Raw genomic sequence first — 15,243 nt, 5'->3', positions numbered from 1 at the left:
GGCTTCAAGGCGTGCTCTCCTGGGATTCGGGCTGCTCGCTCCACCACTGGCGGAGCTTGGTCTCGGCCTGCGCGGGGTCGTGGGGCCCGTGCTCCATCCGTTCCTCGAGGAGGAACCGGTAGGCGCGCCCCACCACGGGGCCGGGGCGGATGCCGAGGAGCGACATGATCTGCTCGCCGTCGAGGTCCGGCCGGATGGAGGCCAGCTCCTCCTGCTCTGCGAGCGCGGCGATCCTGGCCTCGAGGTCGTCGTACGCGAAGGAGAGGCGCTCGGCCTTCCGGCGGTTGCGGGTCGTGACGTCGGAGCGGGTCAGGCGGTGGAGCCGCTCGAGGAGAGGACCGGCGTCACTCACGTACCGCCGCACCGCCGAGTCGGTCCACCCGGCCTCCCCGTAGCCGTAGAACCGCATGTGCAGTTCCACGAGCCGCGCGACGGCCTTGACCGTGTCGTTGTCGAACCGCAGCGCCCGGAGTCTCTTCGCCGTGAGCTTCGCACCGACGGCGTCGTGGTGGCGGAAGCTCACGGCGCCTCCCGGCTCGAACCTCCGGGTGGCGGGTTTGCCGATGTCGTGCAGGAGCGCGGCGAGCCGCAGGACGACGTCGGGCGCGGGCACGGGGCCGTCGTCGCCCGTCTCGAGGGCGCAGGCCTGGCGCAGGACCGTCAGCGAGTGCTGGTAGACGTCCTTGTGGCGGTGGTGCTCGTCCGTCTCGAGGCGCAGCGCGGCCACCTCGGGCATCACATGGTCGGCGAGTCCGCTGTCCACCATCACGTCGATCCCGGCGTCGGGCTCCGCGCCCCGGAGGAGTTTGACCAGTTCGTCGCGCACGCGCTCGGCGGAGATGATCGAGATCCGCTCGGCCATCGACCCCATGGCCTCGGCGACCTCCGGGGCGACGGTCACCCCCAGCTGGGACACGAAACGCGCAGCGCGCATCATGCGCAGCGGGTCGTCCGAGAACGACGACGTCGGCGTGCCCGGCGTGCGCAGGACCCCCGCGTGGAGGTCCCTGACACCGCCGAAGAGATCCACGAGTTCGAGGGAGGGCAGCCTGAGAGCCATCGCGTTGATGGTGAAGTCGCGCCGGACCAGATCCTCCTCGAGACTCGTGCCGAAGGCGACCGTCGGGTTCCGGGAGGCAGGATCGTAGGCCTCCGCGCGGTACGTGGTGATCTCGATCTGGTAGCCGTCCTTGCGGAGGCCGATCGTGCCGAAGGCCCGGCCGATCTCCCAGTAGGCATCCGCCCAGCGCTTGATGAGCGCCACGGTCCGGTCCGGGTCGGCATCGGTGGTGAAGTCGAGATCCGGCGACACCCTGCCGAGGAAGAGGTCGCGTACCGGCCCCCCGACGAGCGAGAGCTCATGCCCCGCGGCGTCGAAGAGTTCACCGACCTCGAGGACCACGGGAGGAAGGGGTGCGGTGAGTGTCGAAGTGTCCAGCAGGTGCGCCATAGTCCCTTAAGGGTGCCAGATCGGCACCGTTTCCCACACCGCGCACGGCCCCGCGCGGAAGCTGTACGAACCGGCGTCCACCGCGTCGCGCCGTCATCGACGCTCCTGAAAGATCGTTAGAGTGGACGCATGGACCGACCCGTTCCAAGTGCTCCCAAGCGCACTCCCTTGACTGTGTCAATGGGGACCACGGGTATGCCTGCCGTGCAGCACCAGCTGCCCACGGTGGAGGAGGTGTCCGCCGGCGGGATCGTCGTGGACACCACGAAGGAGACGCTCGACGTCGCCATCATCGCGCGCCTGAACCGCGGCGGCCGCCTCGAGTGGTGCCTGCCGAAGGGCCACCCGGAAGGCGTGGAGAACAGCGAGGAAGCGGCCGTCCGGGAGATCGCCGAGGAGACCGGCATCGAGGGAAGGATCGTCTCCGCCCTCGGCAGCATCGACTACTGGTTCACCGTCAGCGGCCACCGGGTGCACAAGACCGTCCATCATTTCCTGCTGATCGCGACCGGCGGCTATCTCACCATCGAGAACGACCCGGACCACGAGGCCGTCGACGTCGCCTGGGTCCCCCTGCAGGAACTCGGCCGCAAACTGTCCTTCCCCAACGAACGCCGGATCGCCGACCTGGCCCGTGAGGTACTGCCCGAGCACCTCTGAGCTCGTGCAGCACGCCGTCATCGTCCCCGCATGGATGAGACGATGGAGAACGATGTCTGACACCAACACAGCCTCGACCCCCCTGCAGGACGCCGCTCCGCCGGCCCGCGACGATCCCTCTGCCCCGCGCAACGGGTCGACGGCCCGTTCGAGCGCCATCATGGCGGCCGGTACCCTCGTCTCCCGGCTCCTCGGCCTGGTCCGGGTGGCGCTGCTCGCGACCGCCATCGGTGCCTCCGGTCAGGTGTCGGACCTCTTCACCTCGGCGAACAACCTGCCGAACTTCATCTACCTGATGCTCGCAGGCGGTGTGTTCAACGCTGTGCTGGTGCCGCAGATCATCCGTGCGAGCCGCCTGCCCGACCGCGGAGCGGACTACGTCAGCCGGCTCCTCACGCTCGCCGCAGCAGCCCTCCTCGTGCTGACCGTGCTCGCGACGCTCGCGGCCCCGGTGATCGTGTCCCTGACGACGAGCTTCACGGGCGCCAACCTCGCGCTGACCACGGTCTTCGCGTACTGGTGCCTGCCGCAGATCTTCTTCTACGGCATCTACGCCGTGACCGGGCAGATCCTCAACGCCAACGGGTCCTTCGGCCCCTACATGTGGGCGCCCGTCGTCAACAACATCGTGTCGATCGCCTTCCTGGTGGTCTTCATCGTGCTCATGGGGGGCGAGCAGGCGGCACGGCACAGCCCGGACACCTGGACCCCGACGCAGACCCTGCTCCTGGCGGGTGGCACCACGCTCGGCATCATCATCCAGGCGCTCGTGCTGTTCATCCCGCTCAAGCGCCTGAACCTGGGCCTGCGCCCGAGGTTCGGTGTGCGCGGAACAGGGCTCGGCCGGACCGGCAAGCTCGCGTCGGTCACGATCGTCACCATGCTCATCGGCAACGGCCTCTACCTCGTGAACCTGCGCGTCGCCACCATCGCCGCCGACGCGCGGCAGAGGTTCCTCGCACAGGATCCGCCCGTCCAGATCGCAGGATCGACCAACCTCGAGGTCGGCGCGATGGTGTACCAGCTGCCGCACGCGGTGATCGCGTTGTCCCTCGCCACGGTCATGTTCAACCAGCTCTCGTCCGCGCACGCCGACGGCGACCTGCCGTCGGTCAGGGCCACCCTCTCCCAGGGCCTGCGCATCATCGGTGTCGCGACGGTGTTCGGCGCGGCGGCCCTGCTCACCTTCGCGGGCCCCCTCGGCATGCTGTTCAGCGAGTCTCCCGAGATCGCAGCCATCAACGGGGTGATCATCGCGATCCTCGCCGTGGGAGCACCATTCCTCAGCGCCAACTTCTTCCTCACCCGTGTGTTCTACGCGAGCGAGGACGTCAGGACCCCGCTCAAGATCCAGCTCATCCTGTCCGGCGTCGGCGTGGTGCTCGCCCTGATAGCGGCCATGTTCGACCCGCGGTTCATCGTGCCGATGCTCGCGGCCGCCTACTCCATCGGCAACGTGATCGCCGTCGTCGTCAGCCACCGCTTCCTCACCCGCAGCATCGGGCGGTACGGCGCCGGGCACGTCTTCGACGTCCACGTACGGCTCACGCTCGCCGGCATCGTCGCCGCCGTGGCCGGCACAGCGCTGAGCTGGATGTTCGGCGGCTATGACGCCACGGGGTTCGTCTGGCAGTCGAAGCTCAATGCCGTCGTGGTGCTCCTGGCCGGCGGTCTGGTCATGTCGGTGGTCTACCTGGGGATGCTGAAACTGCTCCGGATCACCGAACTGGACGATTTCCTCGCACCTCTTCTCGCGAGATTCCGCCGGAGCGGCGCCCGGCCGTCCAGCCCGGGAAACGTGTGACCGACCGGTAGCATGGTTAGAAATCAGCCATGGTCCGCCGGGAGGAACACGTGCCAGAAGCAGTAGACGTCGGATCGGTGCTGGGTGGTCGCTACAAGGTGACTGCCTACGTGCTGGCCTCTGCTGAGAGGGACCTCGTGCTCGACGGCGTGGACCAGGTGCTCAACCGGCCCGTCAGCATCCTCGTGGCATCGGCGCGCAACGCCTCTCAGGTGGCGGCGAGCGCCCGTGAGCTGGCCACCGGCGATCGGAACGGGAACATCCAGGTCCTGGACCTCGGCATCACCGAGTCGGGCACCTACCTCGTCACCAATCGCACTCCCGCAGCGGACATGCTCGACCTGATCGTCCAGCAGGAGGCTCCCGTCGAACACGCACCGTACATCGAGCCGTTCTTCACCGACACCCTCGGCTCGGAGATCTTCGGCCGCCCTCGGTCCACCGAACCCGAGACGTACGGCGACGACGAGGACCACGAGGACGTCCGCCACGAGCGGAAGCCCCGCCGCGCCGGTCTCACGCGGCGGTTCGGCCGGGGTTCGGGCGAGGCGAGGCCCGACGAGACCTCCGATCTGCCTCCGGTCGCCGCGGAACCCATGGCCGAGCGCCGCCCGAGCCCGCATCCCGTGCCCCCGCCCCCGAGTCGCCGACCGGGTGGAGCTTCCACTGCGGACTCCCGCGACGAGGGTGCACCCCAGGACAAGCGTCAGGACGCGCATCAGGTCGGGGCCGCCGTCGCCGGTGCGGGCGCCGTAGGAGCAGCGTCCGCCGTCACCGCTCAGCGCCCCGCCCGGGCTGCCTCGATCTTCCCGAAGTCCGAGCACAAGGACGACCCCTCCTTCGATCCTGCGCACGACGGCTACGACGACGCCGATCGCGTCGACGACTACGACGACGACGACGGCGACGGCGACTCCGGTGGCCGCAAGTTCACCCGCGTCCTCGTGGGCGTGGTGCTCAGTGTCGTCCTGGTGGTCGCCGTCGTCCTCGCCGCGACGCAGCTCGGCTCCCTCTTCGGAGGCGATCCCGTCGCCGGCGGAGGTGCGAAACCGGAGGCGAGTGCAGCCGCCACGGCGGACCCGACCACCGCACCGTCGGCCACGCCCTCGGCCGAGCCTGCGGCGGAGGCCGCGCCCCCCGTCGTCTCGGGCATCACGCGCGTGGTGCCCGACAACCAGGCGCTCGACGCCGCCAACGACGCGAATTTGCCCCTGATCATCGACGGCAATCCCACGACCTTCTGGGGCAATCAGGTCTACGCGAGCGACACCTTCGGTGGCCTGGCCTCGAGCCTGGCCCTGGTGGTGGAACTCGAGGAGGAATCATCGATCTCGCAGGTGTCCATCGATCAGCTCAACGGAGCCGGTGGCAGCTTCTCCGTGCTCGTCAACGACCGGCCGACCCTCGAGGGCGCGCAGCAGATCGCCCAGAGCGGGTTCACCGCGCCGACCGTGACACTCCCCATCCCCGAGGGCCCCGACGGTGCCCGGACGGGGCGCTACGTCATCGTCAACTTCACCCAGCTGCCCCGGCTCTTCAACATCCAGGCCCAGTACCCCTTCGGTCTCCGGATCGCCGAGATCCGGGTCGGCTGACCCACCGCCTGCCCCACGGACGCCCACACCGGGATCAGGGCTGCCCCGCACCCTCCGACGGAATATCCGCGCCCATGAGGCCGTTGAGGGAAGTGTCCGCAGGTATGACCCGCACGGCCGTATCAGCGCATGAGAAGACAGAAAGGTCTTTGAACACGTGACAATGCAAACCGATGTCCAGCTGGACACGCCCCCTGCAGGGAGCCCCTCCGGGGAGCCGAAGATCCATGATGTCGTCATCGTCGGGTCCGGGCCGTCCGGATACACCGCAGCGGTCTACACCGCCCGGGCCAACCTGAAGCCCATCCTGCTCGCGAGTTCCGTCAAGGCCGGCGGTGAACTCATGAACACCACCGACGTGGAGAACTTCCCCGGCTTCGCCGACGGTGTCATGGGGCCGGACCTCATGGAGCAGTTCGAGAAGCAGGCTCGTCGCTTCGGCACGGAGATCCTGTACGAGGACGTCGTCTTGGCGGAGCTGTCCGGCGACATCAAGAAGCTGACCATCGCCACGGGCGAGGAGTTCCTCGCGCGGGCGGTCATCATCTCCACGGGCTCCGAGTACCGCGAGATCGGGCTCGACGACGAGAAGCGGCTCTCCGGCCACGGGGTCAGCTGGTGTGCGACCTGCGACGGTTTCTTCTTCCGTGACCAGGACATCGCCGTCGTCGGTGGCGGCGACTCCGCCATGGAGGAAGCCCTCTTTCTGACGAAGTTCGCCCGCTCCGTCACGGTGATCCACCGCCGGGACAGCCTCCGCGCCTCGAAGATTATGCAGGACCGCGCGTTCGCGCACGAGAAGATCCGCTTCCTGTGGAACTCCGAAGTGGTCGGGATCCACGGTGCCGACAAGGTTACCGGCGTCAAGGTGGCGAGCACGGTCGACGGGAGCACGAGCGATGTCGAGGTCACGGGCATCTTCGTCGCCATCGGCAACGATCCCCGCGTGGACCTCGTGAAGGACCAGCTCGAGCTGACCAGCGAGGGAACCATCGCCGTCCAGGGGCGAACCTCCAAGACCTCGCTCCCTGGCGTGTTCGCGGCGGGCGACGTCATCGACCCGACCTACCGCCAGGCCATCACGGCATCCGGTAGCGGGTGTGTTGCGGCACTCGACGTCGAGCACTACCTCGCCGACACCGTCAATCTCTCGGAGACGGCTGCACGCGTGCCCACGCCTCCGGCTGAAGCAGTCTCCGAATCAGCGTCCCTCTGATCGACCAACCTCAAGGAGCAACACAATGAGCAACGCAAAGGATGTGACCGACGCGTCGTTCGACGCCGACGTCCTGCAGTCCAGCAAGCCAGTGATCGTCGACTTCTGGGCGGAATGGTGCGGCCCCTGCCGCATGCTCTCTCCCATCCTCGACGACATCGCTGCCGAGCACGCGGAGAAGGTCGACGTCGTCAAGGTCAATGTCGACGACAACCCCGCGATCGCCGCGAAGTACGGCATCACGTCGATCCCGGCCGTCTACGTCTTCCAGGGCGGAGAGGTCGCTGCCACCTCCATCGGCGCCAAGCCGAAGCAGGTACTCGAGCAGGAATTCGCTGCATTCATCAACTGATCCGGTGTTCATCGGAAAGAGCCCGTCGGTTTCCGACGGACTCTTTCCATGTGAGGGTAGGAGCGGCGGGCCCGACAACCGGACTCGGACGCGCTCAAGAATGGATGTACCGCCGCCCGTCCGTCCGGCCCGAGGCAGGACGGTTCGGGAAAGGCGCATGGGTTTCACGTGAAACCGTCGACGCGTCTGCGGCGGACGCCTCCTGTCGAGCGGGCACAGCATCCAGTTGCGACTTCTACCTACTCGAACCCCGGGTCGTGTAGCCACCAAGCGCTGCACTGGGCGCATCACTGCGCGATCAGCACTGGCGGGCGTGCAGGCAGGAACCGAAACACTGGCGTCCTCGCATCAGTGAGAGCGCCGCCCGAGAGGCGTCGACCCGCCGCTCGGTCTGCAGAGAGCAGCGGGCACGGCCGGCATGTGCCGGGCCAGCCAGGTCCATCGTGGCGTAAGGACCCCGATCCCGCCGCAAACAGCAGCGGATCCGACGCACCACGCGAGCTGCCCGCACCGCTCTGCCGGTGTAGGACGGGTGAATGTGCTGCTGCTTCCCCTGAATGCGTGCCGGTGGTCGCCCGGGACGTCGCAGTGCACGGCAGCACACCTCTCGGGTGGGGGCCGCGCGGAGCCCGAAATTATCGGATAGCTCGGGCAGGTGGTTTCCGTGATCCCGTTCGTGGGGCTGCCCGACGCCGTACAGCGGCGCGGTACAGCGGGTGTCATCGCTCACACGCCGTTGCGCCTCATCATCTCGGCGATAGGCCGGTCCGCCCCCCGGGGCAGTCATAGCCGCCCGCTGGGTGTGTCTGCACGCTGCATCAACTGTATTTGGCAGCGCGCAGGACAGGACTGGCCCTCGCCCGGTTGAGCGCTGTGACCTGCCATCGGCAGCCAGGCCGCCTCCTCGCTCGAGCGGCCGGCGAGGGGATGGACCGACGAACGCAGTTCGTCCGATCGCCGGCGCGATACGGAGTGATCAGGCACGTAGATTTTGCACCGGCTCCAGCTCCGGCGCGTTTCACGTGAAACACGACGCCCACCAGTACCAAAACGACTTCGTCCGCTCCGGAGGTCGTCGTTGCAGATGACCACCGGGCTGTCCCTGTGCCGGTCGCGACATGGCTGGAGCGGTGCCGGCACCCGGCGTTGGCCAGGGGAGACTTCAGGCCCGCGCATGCGAACCACCTTAGGCGGAGCCGGTCCCACCAGCAGATGGACGAGCGTGCAAGCGTGGGCCAGAAACAAAGCACGCCGCCCGAAGATCCTGCAAGCCTCGGCCGGTTGTGCGGACCGGCCCACCTCCGTGATGCCGCCGAATGGGGCTCGTTGCCCCATTCGGCGGCATCACTGTCGAAGGCGCCGCGGAAGACCGTCGGGGCATCCTTGGTGGCGTGCACGACGTGCAGCACGCAGACTCGCAGCGGAGTCAAGGGGGACGTCTCCCGCTCCCCGCTCGTCGGAGCCTCAACCGGCGGGTGGTCGGTCGATAGCTGTTTCACGTGAAACACGTCTGCCCTTGCCTGAGGTGGGCTGAAGCTCAACCACGGCGGGAGCAGTACCTCGAGGTCCGGCGAGCCAATAAGAGGTTCACGTGAAACACCCCCGCCGTCGGTTGAACCGGGGTGGATCCCTACATCGTCTTGAGCAGTACCTCGCGGGCGGGCGATAGACGCTAGTTCGCGTACAGGATGTTGTCCCCGGCGGCAGGCGCGAATCCAGTGCGATAGCGCGACACCACCCCGGTGCCCGCTTCTTTTTAAACACCTTGCGAGGGCAATCGTCACTCCTCCTGCGGTAGGCCGGCAGTAACAAAAGCAGTGAGGTTTCACGTGAAACACCGACTCTGCTGCTCGCGGGACCATCCTCCTGATCCGTTGGAGGCGAACCTGCTGCCGGCGCTGCACCTGCTGAGCATCCTCGAGCCACCAGGACGGCGTCAACCTGTCCCAGGTCTCGAGGACCTCGACGCGGCCATCGGAAAACCGCGCCGCGGCGTGCTCTCTTGGTCCAGGGGCGCGACGCGACGTATCCTCCACACCCCGAGCCCCCGACAGCGACGCGCGCTATCAGCGCTTTCAGCGTTTCACGTGAAACACGGCTCGCGACAGCACAATGCGTCGGTCAGAGCCGTCCACACCGGTCCCTCCCGCGCGAAGTCCTGCGATGGGAAAGGTTGAGGTGCGGGGAGGGTGGATGCTGCGCCCCAGTCGACGGCGGGGTGCCTGCTCCGTGCAGCGTAGGTTCCCGCCCCGGACCGCGAGCAGCAGCAGAGAGCGCGGACTTGCGGCAACTGGTTCCTGCCGTCAGCCCTACTTGGCACGGGCCAGCGCGATCTCTCGGCGGCCGCCCGGGCACACGCAGGAGGGGCCGTGTTTCACGTGAAACACGGCCCCTCGGACTCAAGCTGGATTATTCGGACGTAGGTGACAGCACGCCGACGATCCGGTTCAGGTCGTCGACGCTGGCGAACTCGATGCTCACCCGTCCCTTCTTGGCTCCCAGGGTGATCTTGACATTGGTGTCCAGCCGATCTGAGAGAGACGTGGCGAGGTAGTCCAGGCGTTCGTGGCGTGCGCCAGTACCTGGCACGGATGGCTTGGTGGCGCGCCGGAGGCCACCGCTCAGCGCGACGATCTCCTCGGTGGACCGGACGGACAGCCCCTCAGCCACGATCCTCTGCGCGAGCTTCTCCATGTCCGCGGCATCCCCTAGCCCGAGCAGCGCGCGAGCGTGACCGGCACTGAGAACACCTGCCGCAACTCGTCGCTGTACCAGTGGGGGGAGCTTCATCAGCCGCAGGGTGTTCGAGATCTGAGGCCTCGATCGTCCAAGGCGGCCGGCGAGTTCGTCGTGCGAGCACCCGAAATCATCCAGAAGCTGCTGATATGCAGCTGCCTCTTCGAGGGGGTTGAGCGCGCTACGGTGAAGATTCTCCAGGAGGGCGTCGCGAAGGAGGTCGTCGTCCAGCGTGGACCTGATGATAGCCGGGATACTCGTCATCCCCGCCTCGCGGGAAGCACGCCAGCGGCGCTCTCCCATCACCAGCTCGTAGTTCGGCTCGCCGTCCTCCTGGGAGGGACGCACCACGACGGGCTGCAGTACGCCGATCTCGCGGATCGAGTGCACCAGCTCCGCGAGTTCGTCCTCGTTGAACTCGACTCTTGGCTGCTTCCGATTGGGATGGATGCTGTCGAGCGGGAGGTCGGCGAAGGTAGCGCCCGGTACCTGCACCAGTCCGACACCACCGTCGTCGTACCCCTCAGCACCATTGGCGCCGGAGCCTGGACGCTTATTCTCGCCGTCTGCGGGGCTGTTGTCCGGGCGTGTTTCACGTGAAACAGCCAGCTCGCTCGCCACTGCTCGTTCGACGCCCGTGCTCCCGCGTCCGTGCACATCCTGCTGCGGTGCTTCAGCTGCTTCCTCCGACGCCGTCGCCACGGGATCGGAAGGCAGGGAAGTCCCGACGGCGGCTGGCCGAGAATCGGCCCCACCCTGCTCCGTCGACCGTGCATCCGTCGATCGTCCGACAGTCCCATCGACGGCTTCCTGCGGCGACGCGCCTGGAGAAGCTCCGGCCTTCGACCCGTTGGAAGCGTCCGCACTGCTACGCGGACCACTCGACCTGCGCTGCGGGGATTTGCCAACCCGTTTCGTTTGAGCCTCGAGTACGTTCCTGTTGATCCCGCTGCGGAGCGCCGACGAATAGGATCGTGGCTGCTCGGCCACGTCGTCTTCCGTCACCCGCTCGAAGAACAGGTCGACAGGTCGACCGCCCTGCTTCCGCGGCGCCTCCGTCGTCAGCGGAGCGGCATCGTCCCGCTGGGGAACGGGTTCGGCTTCGACCGGCTCGGGGGCCTCTTCAACCGGAGCACTCGGAATGAGTGCTCCCAATCCTCGGCCCAGCCCTCGGCGCTTTTCCGCCATGTCATTCCTTCCGATCGGTGGAGCACCGCCCCACCTCGACTTCTTGGTGGTCGAGCCAGACAGCTGGACCAGGTGCAGTTTACGAGCGGGAGGCGATCTCCGCCGCCGCTTCCTGGTAGGAGAGCGCACCGCTCGAGGACGGGTCGTACGTCATGACCGTCTGCTGGTAGCTGGGAGCTTCCGAGATCCGGACGGAGCGGGGCACGACAGCCTTGAGTACCTGCTGCGGGAAGTGCTCGCGAACTTCCGCCGCCACCTGCGCCGCGAGGTTCGTCCGCCCGTCGTACATCGTCAGCAGAATCGTCGACACGGCGAGATCCGCATTGAGGTGCTTCTGGATCATCTCGATGTTCTTGAGGAGCTGGCTCAAACCCTCGAGGGCGTAGTACTCGCACTGGATCGGGATGAGCACCTCCTTAGCCGCGACGAACGCATTGACTGTCAGCAGACCGAGGCTCGGCGGGCAGTCGATGAACACGAAGTCCAGCCTGGGCTCGCCCTTCTCCTCCCGCTGCTTCGCGTAGACGTCGATCGCCCGGCGCAACCGCTGCTCACGGGCCACCAGTGACACGAGCTCGATCTCAGCGCCGGCCAGGTGGATCGTTGCCGGAGCACAGATGAGGTTCGGGACGTCGGGGCAGGGGGCCACGACATCGGCCAGGGGCATGTCATCGATCAGCACGTCGTAGATCGAGTCGACATCGGCGTGATGGTCGATATTCAGCGCCGTGGACGCGTTCCCCTGCGGGTCGATGTCGATCACGAGTACCTGCAGCCCGGCGGTGGCCAGGGCCGCAGCGATGTTGACAGTTGTCGTCGTCTTGCCCACTCCACCCTTCTGGTTGCTGATGGTCATGATGCGGGTACTACCCGGCTTCGGCAGGGGTTTGCCCAGCAGCTTCTCCCTCCGCTTCGCCTCACTGGCCAGCTCACGACCCAGCGGCGAGGAGTCGTCCATCGTCTCCATGACGTTCCTCCCCCTGGGCTGTTTCCTGGAGGGAGGGGCGTCGACGGCTCCGGAGGCGACATGGTCTGTTTCACGTGAAACGACTCCGGTGTTGGCTGGATCGGCAAACACACCGGGTTGGATTTCGCGGAGACCCACGGCGAGCGGGGATCCGGACACCAACAGGGGCTCGGGCTTGGTCGCGGGGGCGTCCTTGATGGTCACTCGGTAACTCACTCTCACATGCCAGACGTCGTTAGATACAAGGGTAGCCGCAAGTGCCGTCACGGATCGGGTGCAGCACCGTCCACATGGGAAGCGAGGATCAGCGGATACGTACGGGAATGCGGACGACGGTCGTCGGCTCCGGCAGCACTCCTGCACCGACAGTGAGGATCTCCGGGCTTCCGCCACCGAGCTTGCGGAGGACCTTCCGTGCCTTCTCGATCTCCTCCGTCGCGCTGCGCCCCTTGATGGCGAGGACCTCTCCACCGGCTTTCGTCAGCGGTATGGTCCATCCGGCGAGCGTGGAGAGAGCGGAGACGGCACGGGCCGTCACGTAGTCGCCGGCGATCTTGCCGACCATCTCCTCGGCCCGTGCCCGGTGAACGGACACGTTGGCGAGGGCGAGGTCGTCGATCACCTCGTTCAGCCAGGTCACGCGCCGTTCCAGGGGCTCGACCAGATGGAGCTGCAGATCGGGTCGGGCAATGGCGATCGCGAGCCCTGGAAGCCCGGCACCACTGCCGACGTCCACCACGGAGGCGTCCTGCGCCATCAGGTCCGCCACGACCGCACAGTTGAGGACGTGCCGGCCCCACAGGCGCGGGACCTCCCTCGGTCCGAGCAACCCGCGCTCGATCCCGGACGATGCCAGGTGGGCGACGAATCCACGCGCCACAGAGAGCTGCGCTCCGAAGACGGCCTCCGCGGCGACCGACTCTCCAGCGGAGGGCTCGGGGAACCCGATCGTCGGCAGCGGTTCCTCAGTCATCGCTGGGAGACACGACGATGTGCCGAGCGGTGCCCTCGCCTTCGGACTCGCTCACGAAGCCGAGATCCGCGACGACGTCGTGCACGATCTTGCGTTCGTACGCCGACATCGGCGCGAGCGCGATGTCCTCGCCCGTCTCCTTCACCTCGGCGACGGCGTCCTCGGCGATCTTCGTCAGTTCACGGCCGCGTCGGTCGCGGTAGCCGTCGACGTCGAGCACGAGACGCGAGCGGGAGTCGGTGGCGGTCAGCACGCTGAGGCGTGTGAGCTCCTGCAGAGCCTCCAACACCTCACCGTCCTGGCCCACGAGCGAACTCAGCCCGGCGTCCGATGTGTCCTCGGAGACGATCGAGATGTAGGTCCTGCCGCTGCGCACCTCGATGTCGATGTCGCCGTCGATGTCGGCGATGTCGAGCAGCTCCTCGAGGTAATCGGCGGCCACGTCGCCCTCCTCGTCGAGCCGGGAAGGCTTCGCCTCGCTACCGGCCGCGACGTCGTCGTCGGACTCGGAACCGCGGAGATCAGGAGTGTGCTCTTCGTTCTCTACCGTCATCGCTTCTTCCTCTTCTTGCGCTGGGGCTGGACCCGCTGGACCCGCGGTTCTGGAACCGTCTCGATAGCCGGCTCGGTCTTCCGCTCACCCAGGAGCGGCACCGCGGGAAGACCCTTCTTCGCGCGTCGCTCCGCCAGAGCCTTCGCCGCCGGCGAACCAGGCGTCGGCATCCTCCGGATGACGTAGAACTGCTGCACCATCGTCCACACGTTGGTGGTGGTCCAGTACACGAGCACACCGATCGGGAAGTTGATACCGCCGATGCCGAACACGAGCGGAAGGATGTAGAGCATGATCTTCTGCTGACGCATGAAGGGGCTCTGCATGGCCTCCTCGGACATGTTCTTCGCCATGATCTGCTTCTGCGTGATGAACTGCGATGCCGTCATGGCGATGATCATCACGATCGACAGGAGGATGACGCTGAGGTTGCCGTCGGCGCCGAAACTGCCCAGGAACGTCGAGGAGAGGGGTGCGCCGAAGATCGTGGCGTTGTCGAACTGCCTGACCGATTCCGTGGACAGGGCACCGATCGTCTCGCCCTCCTCGCTCGCCCGCGAGATCCCGTTCAGCACGGTGAACAGGGCGAAGAAGAACGGCATCTGGATGATGATGGGCAGGCAGGCAGCGAACGGATTGGTGCCGTGCTTCTTGTACAGCGCCATCTGCTCCTGCGTCATCGCCTGGCGCGAGAGCTGGTCCGTCTTGCCCTTGTACTTCTGCTGGAGCTTCCGCAGATCGGGCTGCAATGCCTGCATTCCGCGCTGCGCCTTGATCTGCTTCACGAACACGGGGATCAGGGCCGCACGGATGACGACGACGAGCCCGACGATCGACAGCACCCAGGTCCACCCGGATGCCGGGTCCATCCCGAGGAAGGTGAACCCCTCGTGGAACATGAACATGATCCACGACACGAGCCACCGGAACGGTGCCAGGATCGTCTCAAAAAAACCCATAATCAGTTAGCTCCTCAAGCCGCCGGGCGGCTTTCGTCATCGGCCGGGATCACCGGATGGTTCAACACAACAATCGAGGGGACCTTCCCCGCCGGGAAGGTCCTGAAACCGACGGGTACGTGGTCGACGCCGCCGTCGTTCCAGGGGTTGCAGCGGACGAGCCGCCTGGCGGCGAGCCAGGATCCACGCACGAAACCGTGAACAGTCACGGCCTCGAGTGCGTAGGCGGAGCAACTCGGATAGAACCGGCACACCGGCCCGTACAGCGGAGAGACGACCTTCCGGTACGCGATCAGCAGTCCGATCGCGGCCAGGCGGGGCAGCCCGATGAGGAAGGACAACGCACTGACAGCGACGCTCCTCACGATACTCTGCCTTGCCTTTCCGCCGTGTCGGGGCCTTCGAGCCTGCGGACCACCGCGGCCAGGGACCCGGTGAAGTCCTTCCGCAGGGCGGGCCAGTCGCTGTCCGCGGCCGCCGGCAGCGCGCGGATCACGACGTCGTACCCGGAGGGGTGCGCGGCTACCCACTCCGCCGAGGCATGGCGGAGCCTTCTCTTAACGAGGTTGCGCGTGACGGCGTTCCCGACGTTCTTACCGACGATGAAGCCGACGCGCGAGGGCACGGAATCCGACGTCCTGGAGCCGTATAGCACAACGTTCCGGCGCCCTGAGCGGGCGCCGGAACGTACGATACGTGCAAAATCCGCTGCCGTCCGCACCCTGTGGATCATCGGAAGCACTGCGGGGTCCTGTCTGCCGAGGCTAGGAACCCGGTGCCGACGCGATCA

The 15,243-nt window shown here is 66.8% G+C and carries 13 protein-coding genes; 5 read left to right on the top strand and 8 right to left on the bottom strand.

All coding sequences use genetic code 11. The annotated features are described in order from the left end of the window. Positions 1-4: 4 nt before the first annotated feature. Entirely contained in the window at positions 5-1,450 is a 1,446-nt protein-coding gene (locus AC4D2C_RS02650) for a CCA tRNA nucleotidyltransferase (RefSeq protein ID WP_490912165.1), read from the bottom strand. A 180-nt stretch (positions 1,451-1,630) separates the two neighbouring features. On the opposite strand from AC4D2C_RS02650, the gene AC4D2C_RS02645 reads away from it, so the two are divergent. The 5 genes from AC4D2C_RS02645 to trxA all read left to right on the top strand — a co-directional run bounded on the left by AC4D2C_RS02645 (position 1,631) and on the right by trxA (position 7,077). Beyond that, a complete protein-coding gene (locus tag AC4D2C_RS02645) occupies positions 1,631-2,110 on the top strand; it encodes an NUDIX hydrolase (protein ID WP_490905038.1) in 480 nt (159 codons plus the stop codon). 52 nt (positions 2,111-2,162) lie between these two features. Beyond that, entirely contained in the window at positions 2,163-3,914 is a 1,752-nt protein-coding gene (gene murJ, locus AC4D2C_RS02640; RefSeq protein WP_490912164.1) for a murein biosynthesis integral membrane protein MurJ, read from the top strand. Positions 3,915-3,964: 50 nt separating this feature from the next. Next, positions 3,965-5,509, top strand: a complete 1,545-nt coding sequence (locus AC4D2C_RS02635; RefSeq protein ID WP_490912162.1) for an ABC transporter substrate-binding protein — start codon at positions 3,965-3,967, stop codon at positions 5,507-5,509. 163 nt (positions 5,510-5,672) lie between these two features. Continuing rightward, on the top strand, positions 5,673-6,725 hold the full coding sequence (trxB, locus tag AC4D2C_RS02630) for a thioredoxin-disulfide reductase (RefSeq protein WP_490913023.1): 1,053 nt from the start codon (positions 5,673-5,675) through the stop codon (positions 6,723-6,725). 25 nt (positions 6,726-6,750) lie between these two features. Next, positions 6,751-7,077, top strand: coding sequence for a thioredoxin (trxA, locus tag AC4D2C_RS02625; protein ID WP_307085713.1), 327 nt, complete (start codon positions 6,751-6,753; stop codon positions 7,075-7,077). 2,409 nt (positions 7,078-9,486) lie between these two features. Here trxA and AC4D2C_RS02620 read toward each other — a convergent pair. From AC4D2C_RS02620 to rnpA, 7 genes are all read right to left on the bottom strand, one after another. Next, positions 9,487-10,758: a ParB/RepB/Spo0J family partition protein gene (locus AC4D2C_RS02620; protein ID WP_490913021.1), complete on the bottom strand. Its 1,272-nt coding sequence runs from the start codon at positions 10,756-10,758 to the stop codon at positions 9,487-9,489. Positions 10,759-11,080: 322 nt separating this feature from the next. Continuing rightward, on the bottom strand, positions 11,081-11,968 hold the full coding sequence (locus AC4D2C_RS02615) for a ParA family protein (protein WP_490912160.1): 888 nt from the start codon (positions 11,966-11,968) through the stop codon (positions 11,081-11,083). A 304-nt stretch (positions 11,969-12,272) separates the two neighbouring features. Then, on the bottom strand, positions 12,273-12,941 hold the full coding sequence (rsmG, locus tag AC4D2C_RS02610) for a 16S rRNA (guanine(527)-N(7))-methyltransferase RsmG (RefSeq protein WP_490912158.1): 669 nt from the start codon (positions 12,939-12,941) through the stop codon (positions 12,273-12,275). Then, the gene (locus AC4D2C_RS02605; RefSeq protein WP_490905032.1) at positions 12,934-13,494 is read right to left on the bottom strand and encodes a Jag family protein; all 561 of its coding nucleotides are present in this window, start codon (positions 13,492-13,494) and stop codon (positions 12,934-12,936) included. Before AC4D2C_RS02605 ends, rsmG begins: the two co-directional genes overlap by 8 nt. Further along, a complete protein-coding gene (gene yidC / locus AC4D2C_RS02600) occupies positions 13,491-14,453 on the bottom strand; it encodes a membrane protein insertase YidC (protein WP_490905031.1) in 963 nt (320 codons plus the stop codon). The genes AC4D2C_RS02605 and yidC overlap by 4 nt, the downstream gene beginning before the upstream one ends. A gap of 14 nt (positions 14,454-14,467) precedes the next feature. Continuing rightward, the gene (gene yidD, locus AC4D2C_RS02595; protein ID WP_490912156.1) at positions 14,468-14,818 is read right to left on the bottom strand and encodes a membrane protein insertion efficiency factor YidD; all 351 of its coding nucleotides are present in this window, start codon (positions 14,816-14,818) and stop codon (positions 14,468-14,470) included. After that, a complete protein-coding gene (gene rnpA, locus AC4D2C_RS02590; protein WP_490905180.1) occupies positions 14,815-15,186 on the bottom strand; it encodes a ribonuclease P protein component in 372 nt (123 codons plus the stop codon). Before rnpA ends, yidD begins: the two co-directional genes overlap by 4 nt. Positions 15,187-15,243 lie beyond the last annotated feature (57 nt).

Source organism: Arthrobacter sp. TJ-240, from assembly GCF_058269195.1.
The sequence above is the reverse complement of the archived record's forward strand: the minus strand, read 5'-3'. Positions and strand labels throughout refer to the sequence as shown.

Coding starts and splice junctions, on each gene's coding strand:
- rsmG (WP_490912158.1), bottom strand. CDS start 12,941: ATGACTGAGGAACCGCTGCCGACGATCGGGTTCCCCGAGCCCTCCGCT.
- murJ (WP_490912164.1), top strand. CDS start 2,163: ATGTCTGACACCAACACAGCCTCGACCCCCCTGCAGGACGCCGCTCCG.
- trxB (WP_490913023.1), top strand. CDS start 5,673: ATGCAAACCGATGTCCAGCTGGACACGCCCCCTGCAGGGAGCCCCTCC.
- AC4D2C_RS02650 (WP_490912165.1), bottom strand. CDS start 1,450: ATGGCGCACCTGCTGGACACTTCGACACTCACCGCACCCCTTCCTCCC.
- AC4D2C_RS02605 (WP_490905032.1), bottom strand. CDS start 13,494: ATGACGGTAGAGAACGAAGAGCACACTCCTGATCTCCGCGGTTCCGAG.
- trxA (WP_307085713.1), top strand. CDS start 6,751: ATGAGCAACGCAAAGGATGTGACCGACGCGTCGTTCGACGCCGACGTC.
- AC4D2C_RS02615 (WP_490912160.1), bottom strand. CDS start 11,968: ATGGAGACGATGGACGACTCCTCGCCGCTGGGTCGTGAGCTGGCCAGT.
- yidC (WP_490905031.1), bottom strand. CDS start 14,453: ATGGGTTTTTTTGAGACGATCCTGGCACCGTTCCGGTGGCTCGTGTCG.
- AC4D2C_RS02645 (WP_490905038.1), top strand. CDS start 1,631: ATGGGGACCACGGGTATGCCTGCCGTGCAGCACCAGCTGCCCACGGTG.
- rnpA (WP_490905180.1), bottom strand. CDS start 15,186: ATGATCCACAGGGTGCGGACGGCAGCGGATTTTGCACGTATCGTACGT.